This is a genomic window from Kamptonema sp. UHCC 0994 (assembly GCF_029167235.1).
In the GTDB taxonomy this organism is placed as follows: domain Bacteria; phylum Cyanobacteriota; class Cyanobacteriia; order Cyanobacteriales; family Microcoleaceae; genus Kamptonema.
The window spans coordinates 22,324-28,323 of the sequence record NZ_JARFTR010000004.1; the positions used below are offsets into that span (position 1 = coordinate 22,324).

Genomic DNA, 6,000 nt, shown 5'->3' on the forward strand with positions numbered 1-6,000 from the left:
GCCTATCTTTGCTAGAATAGCCTCCAGAAGTTTAATCCTAAAGGAAATAGCTTAATGGCAATTATTGTTACTCTCAGCCCAGAATTAGAAGCGCAACTTCGCGATCGCGCTATTCGGAAAGGTCAAGATGTCAATCTCCTGGCATCTGAATTGCTAGCTAACGTCCTAGAGTGGGAAGCGCAAGACTCAGAAGAAGCGATCGAGGGTATTCAGCAAGGATTAGATGATTTTGTCGCAGGTCAGTTCCGGTCTTTTGATGAATTTGCCAAAGAACAGCGCCGTAAATATAATCTATCTGCTGATTCATGAAATACCGTATCGAAATTTCCAGCATGGCAGAAGTGGAAGCAGATAGTGCATTTCTACAGCCTTTATTGTCATTGCGAGCGAAGCGAAGCAATCGCTCGCCTACTAGGCGATTGCTTCGCTTCGCTCGCAATGACGGATTATTGCTAATAAAGGGGATGGCTAATCCGGATTTGGTATGACAGGGTTTTTACCCATCAGGAAAATTTAATCGGTAGCGCCAGTTTCTAGTCGTAGTGTAACGAGACTGGCAAGCGTGACAGATGTATTTAGCTAGGCCAAAGGCATGACATCAGAATTATCAAGAGGGCAATTTACCGAAACTTTACCCGAATAATCAGTTAAAGTAACTTCATCTTTGTAATGCCGAGGAGTGTCGATTAACAGTTGCCAAGCTTCACCAGCAGTAAGTAAATTCATCCGGCCAGGATAGTGAATTTCTATCAACTCTTGAACTAGAGGATAATAGTCTGAGTTAAGACTAGGGAAAATATGATGCTCCGTGTGATAGGAAAAGTTAAAGTGTAACAGATCGACAATTTTAGGAACCCGGAGAGAAAGACTGTTGATCAACGGATCGTTAACACTTGTCATCCGGCAAACCAGGTGATTTGTGTAAATATAAAACATGATTCCTGAATGACCAATTGCTAGCGGTAGAAAGTAACCAAGAGCAAGTTTGAGCGGATCGAAGTCTAGATAGAATAAAATGCTAAAATGCAGGCAGAAAATTGCCAGTAATTCAAGGGCAATAGTCCATCGATCTTTTTCACTGACTGTAAAGGCAGCCGGTACATAATCAACAGATTTATTATTAAATAACAGGATCGAAGAGAGGTTAGAAAAATTATGAAATAACCACGAACCAGCCATCCCTATTATGAAAAACCAAACTGGATTGAAGTCCAAAGATGGGACAAAGAAATCTTGAATCCTTTTTCCCCAAGTATTCGGCTGCTGATAAAGATAATTGCGGTCTGGATCTGCCAAAGAATTTGTTTGACTGTGATGTACAATATTGTGTAGAGTTTTCCACTGAGTCGGGGGCATAAACAACATTGCAAACCCTAGAAAACTAATAGGGTAAGTCAACCTAGACTTTTTCTGAACGCTACCGTGCATAAAGTCATGGGTGATAAATGACATAGCTACGATACTATTACCCATAATCAAAGCTAAAGGTAAATAAAGCCATAAAAGATAGATAGGCCACTGAGTTAAGCGATCGGCAATTCCCCATCCTAATAGTAAAATGCCCATATTAATGAACAATATAACTAACTTACTAGAATCTGGTTCAAAGGCTTCTGATGGCAAGAAAGGACGCAATTTTTTAGCATACACCGATTGGTGAATAAGCATTTCCTTTTCTACAGTATCATTCAATTTTTCTGACTGCATTGTGTAATTCCTAAATCTTGAGCATAGAGCTCTGAATTATTGTATAATATCATTATCTGTGAATTATATCATATTGGATAAAGATATAAACAAAATCAAGCTTAATTATATCATTATAAATCTGTCGTTGTCAATCTGTCATTATAAATCTGTCGTTGTCAATCTGTCGTTGTCAATCTGTCATTATAAATATGTCATTGCGAGCGAAGCGAAGCAATCGCAAAGACTTGAGATTGCTTCGCTTCGCTCGCAATGACACGGGATATTAGCTCGCAATGACACGGGATATAGTAGTTTTCAATTGGGTAGGTATTGCTTTTAATTACCAATTACCAATTACCAATTACCAATTACCAATTACCAATTACAGCTAACAGTTAACAGTTAACAGTTAACAGTTAACAATTACCAAGAGAAAGAGCGTGCAAAGCACGCCCTAATTGCCTTATTGATTCTGCTCTATTCTAACTATCACCCAACACCCAATTTACTAAAGTCCTAACTCCAAAACCAGTGGCCCCGGCACTGTTATAACCATTTTCCTTCTCAGTCCAAACTGGCCCAGCAATATCTAAGTGAACCCAAGGAGTATCCTTAACAAATTGCTTCAAAAACAACGCCGCCGTAATCGAACCACCAGGGCGTGGCCCCGTGTTTTTCATATCAGCGTGTAAGGCTTTCAATCCATCAAAATACTTCTCTTCCAAAGGCATCCGCCAGAATTTTTCTCCCGAAAGTTCAGAGGCGGTAGCAAATTGATTAGCAACGCTGTCATCGGGAGTCCATAAACCAGCAATGTCATCGCCTAAAGCAATTACACAAGCACCAGTTAAAGTAGCAAGATCGACGATGGCATCTAATCCCAACTTATCAGCATATACCAAAGCATCTGCTAAAGTTAAACGCCCTTCAGCATCAGTATTGTTAACTTCAATGGTCTTACCATTAGAAGCTGTTAAGATATCTCCAGGGTGCATGGCTTTGCCGCTGATCATATTTTCAGTGACGGCACTAATAAAGTGAACTTCAACATCGGGCTTTAAATGTCCGATCGCTTTGGCAGCACCTAAAGTAGCAGCAGCGCCGCCCATGTCTACTTTCATCATTTCAATGCCGCCAGCAGCTTTAATATTCAAGCCACCAGAATCGAAGGTTAATCCTTTACCAATAATGCCTAATTTCCGCCGAGGAGTTCCCTCCGGTTTGTAAATCATGTGAATGAATTTAGGCGGCAAGTCGGATGCTAAAGCAACTCCCAAAAATGCTCCCATACCTAGTTTTTCGCAGTCTTCCCGCTCTAGTATTTCTAAAGCTAAGCCGCATTCAGAGGCAAGGGATTGAGCAGTTTCAGCCATTGTTATCGGCGTGACAGAATTAGCAGGTGCGGCTACCAATTCCCGTGCTAGAATCACTCCAGCAGAGATTTGACGGGCGCGGGTAATGCCGGCTTCAGTGCCACCTAAACCGAGCAAGTCTATTCGCTCGATCGCAGGCCCTTTATCGTCAGGTTCGGACTTGAATCGGAGGTCTTGATATAAAGCTAATTCTATGCCTTCTGCGATCGCCTGCGCTGTCCTATCCGGTGCATCCTGTAAGGTAGGAAAGCTAATTCCCAAGGTTTTGCATTTTTCCTTTTTGGCCAATCTAGCACTGGTAGCGGCGGCCCGGCGCAAGGTTTCTAATTTTAGTTCTTCTGGTTTACCCAAACCGACGATCAGGATTTTGCGGATTTGACTGTGACTACCAACGCGAGCGATCGCACTGCTGCCAGTTTTGCCTTTAAATTCTACCTCGTCAATGAGTTCCTTTAAAGTGCCTGCTAGCTTTTGATCTAGTTTTGCGAGTTCATCAGTTAATTCTACCGCATCCTCGAATAAACCAATAGCTAGAGCGTCTCCCGTCCATTCCAAGCGGGGTGTGTCAGTAGGTTTAAATTCCATGTTCCAATTTTTTAGATTTAGATTTTAGATTTTAGTCTTATTATCCTTTCTCTAGTCCCCATTCTCTAATTTCCTATGCTTAAGCAACGCAAAACCGCAGTTCCTCTATTGATAGGCGTTTCCGTTTGTGCTCTGGCGATCGGAGCTTTTGCACCGATAACAAAGTGGATCGGATTTGGTTCGTCTGCGAATCTGAAACCGCAGGATACAGCGATCGCGGAGGCGGAAGTTAGGACTTTGGTATCGCTGTCGCCAATAGAGCGATCGCAGAAGTTGGAAGCGATCGCGCAACAACCACAATCTAGGGCCCGCAGCGAAGCGCGTTATCTACTGGCGAAAGATTTAATGGCAAAGGGAGAAGCGGCACAAGCTCTCACTTTGTTAGAGAACTTGGAGCAAGATTATCCGATTTTATCATCTCACATTGTGATGTTACGGGCCCAAGCTTACGAAGCAGCAGGCGAAGCAGGTAAAGCTGAAAATACTTGGCAGGATTTGCTCAAACGCTATGGGAACGATCCAGTTGCGGCTGAAGCTTTGTATACTTTAGGAAAGACGCGGCCGGAATATTGGGACAAAGCGATCGCGGAATTTCCGTCTCATCCGCGCACTGTAGAAATGGCGCGATCGCGGCTGAAAGCAAATCCCAATCAGCCAGAATTGCTATTACTGATCGCCAAACATGGCTTGTACCTCAAAGATTACGGCTCAATAGTAGAAACTTTAGCGCAGAAATATTCTGCCTTCTTGAAACCCGAAGATTGGGAAGCGATCGCCTTCGGCTATTGGGAGAAACAAGATTATGGCAAAGCTGCGATCGCCTACGCCAAATCTCCCCGCACCCCCCGCAATCTTTACCGTAAAGCGCGAGGTTTATGGTTAGACGGAAAAATACCTGAATCTAAAATTGCTTATAAACAACTGATAACTGAATTTCCCGATGGAGGCGAAGACACAGCTTTAGGTTTAATCAGAATTTCGCGGCTTTCCGATCCCAAAGAAGCTTTGATTTACCTCGATCGCGCTATTAGCAAATTCCCCGATCGCGCACCAGAAGCACTGTTAGACAAATCAAAAATACTTGACAAACAAGGAAGCGAAAAATCCGCTTCCCAAACTCGTCAACTGTTGCTACAAAAATACAACAATTCAGATGCCGCCGCTGAACTACGCTGGACAATTGCTCAACAAGCGGCGAAGGCCGGAGATTTAAAGATTGCTTGGCAACAAGCGAGAGATATAACTAATAATAACCCCGAAAGCATATTAGCACCAGAGGCAGCATTTTGGGTAGGAAAGTGGGCCCAGCGAATCGGTCGTCAAGAGGACGCACAGAAAGCATTTGAATATACTATCGCCCGCTACCCAGAATCTTATTTTGCTTGGCGTTCGGCGGTATTTCTTGGTTGGCCTGTAGGAGATTTTACCACAGTGAGAAGCTTATCTCCGAATGTAGTGCCACTCGCTCAAAGACCAGAACCTCCAGCGGGTTCTGAAGCCTTAAAAGAACTCTATCAGTTAGGTCAAGATCGTTCTGCTTGGACGCTGTGGCAAGTTGAGTTTAAAAATCAGATGAAGCCGTCAATACCGGAACAATTTACTGACGGGTTAATGCGGATAGGAGTAGGAGATAATCTAGATGGATTGTGGATGATTTCAAGTTTACGACAACGAGAAGAACCAGAGGATAAAAACCAATATTTATCCTTAAGACAGCAACCTGCTTACTGGCAATCTTTATATCCATTCCCATACTTAGAAACAATTGTCAAGTGGTCTGGAGAAATGCGCTTAAATCCAGTATTAGTTACCGCCTTAATTCGGCAAGAATCGCGGTTTATGCCAGGAATTAAATCAGCAGTTGGCGCAACTGGTTTAATGCAGGTCATGCCAGAAACAGGGGATTGGATTGCTAAGCAAATTCAACTTAAAAACTATTCTTTAGAGAATGTAGACGACAACATTAAACTCGGTACTTGGTATCTCGATCATACCCATGATGAGTATAAGAATAATTCCATGTTAGCAGTAGCGAGTTACAATGCCGGGCCTGGTGCAGTCGGAGATTGGTTACAGAGATTTGGCTTTAACGATCCCGATGCTTTTGTGGATAAAATACCCTACGATGAAACTAAGGGATATGTGAAGTCTGTGTTTGAGAATTACTGGAATTATTTAAGGATTTACAATCCAGAGATCAATCAGTTAATGATGCAGCATAATTCGGCACAACAACAACCAGCGAAACCTTGATAATAATTGCAATAGCAAGGCTTAATAGTTAGGATTTAGGCTTTGTAGCGCCGCCCTCTGGGCGGTATCTTTACCGCCCAGAGGGCGGCGTTACAAACAG

4 protein-coding genes are annotated in these 6,000 nt (G+C 42.9%); 2 read left to right on the forward strand and 2 right to left on the reverse strand.

Annotated features, from left to right (window positions below):
- The first annotated feature begins 54 nt into the window (after positions 1 to 54).
- On the forward strand, positions 55 to 309 hold the full coding sequence (locus tag PY364_RS00685; RefSeq protein WP_275519515.1) for a hypothetical protein: 255 nt from the start codon (positions 55 to 57) through the stop codon (positions 307 to 309).
- Between the two features lie 270 nt (positions 310 to 579).
- Here the strand turns inward: PY364_RS00685 and PY364_RS00690 are convergent, their stop codons facing one another.
- Entirely contained in the window at positions 580 to 1,707 is a 1,128-nt protein-coding gene (locus PY364_RS00690; protein WP_275519517.1) for a fatty acid desaturase, read from the reverse strand.
- Positions 1,708 to 2,171: 464 nt separating this feature from the next.
- Positions 2,172 to 3,647: a leucyl aminopeptidase gene (locus PY364_RS00695; protein ID WP_275519519.1), complete on the reverse strand. Its 1,476-nt coding sequence runs from the start codon at positions 3,645 to 3,647 to the stop codon at positions 2,172 to 2,174.
- A gap of 75 nt (positions 3,648 to 3,722) precedes the next feature.
- Between PY364_RS00695 and PY364_RS00700 the strand changes: the two genes are divergently transcribed.
- Positions 3,723 to 5,900, forward strand: coding sequence for a transglycosylase SLT domain-containing protein (locus tag PY364_RS00700; RefSeq protein WP_275519521.1), 2,178 nt, complete (start codon positions 3,723 to 3,725; stop codon positions 5,898 to 5,900).
- Positions 5,901 to 6,000: the final 100 nt, after the last annotated feature.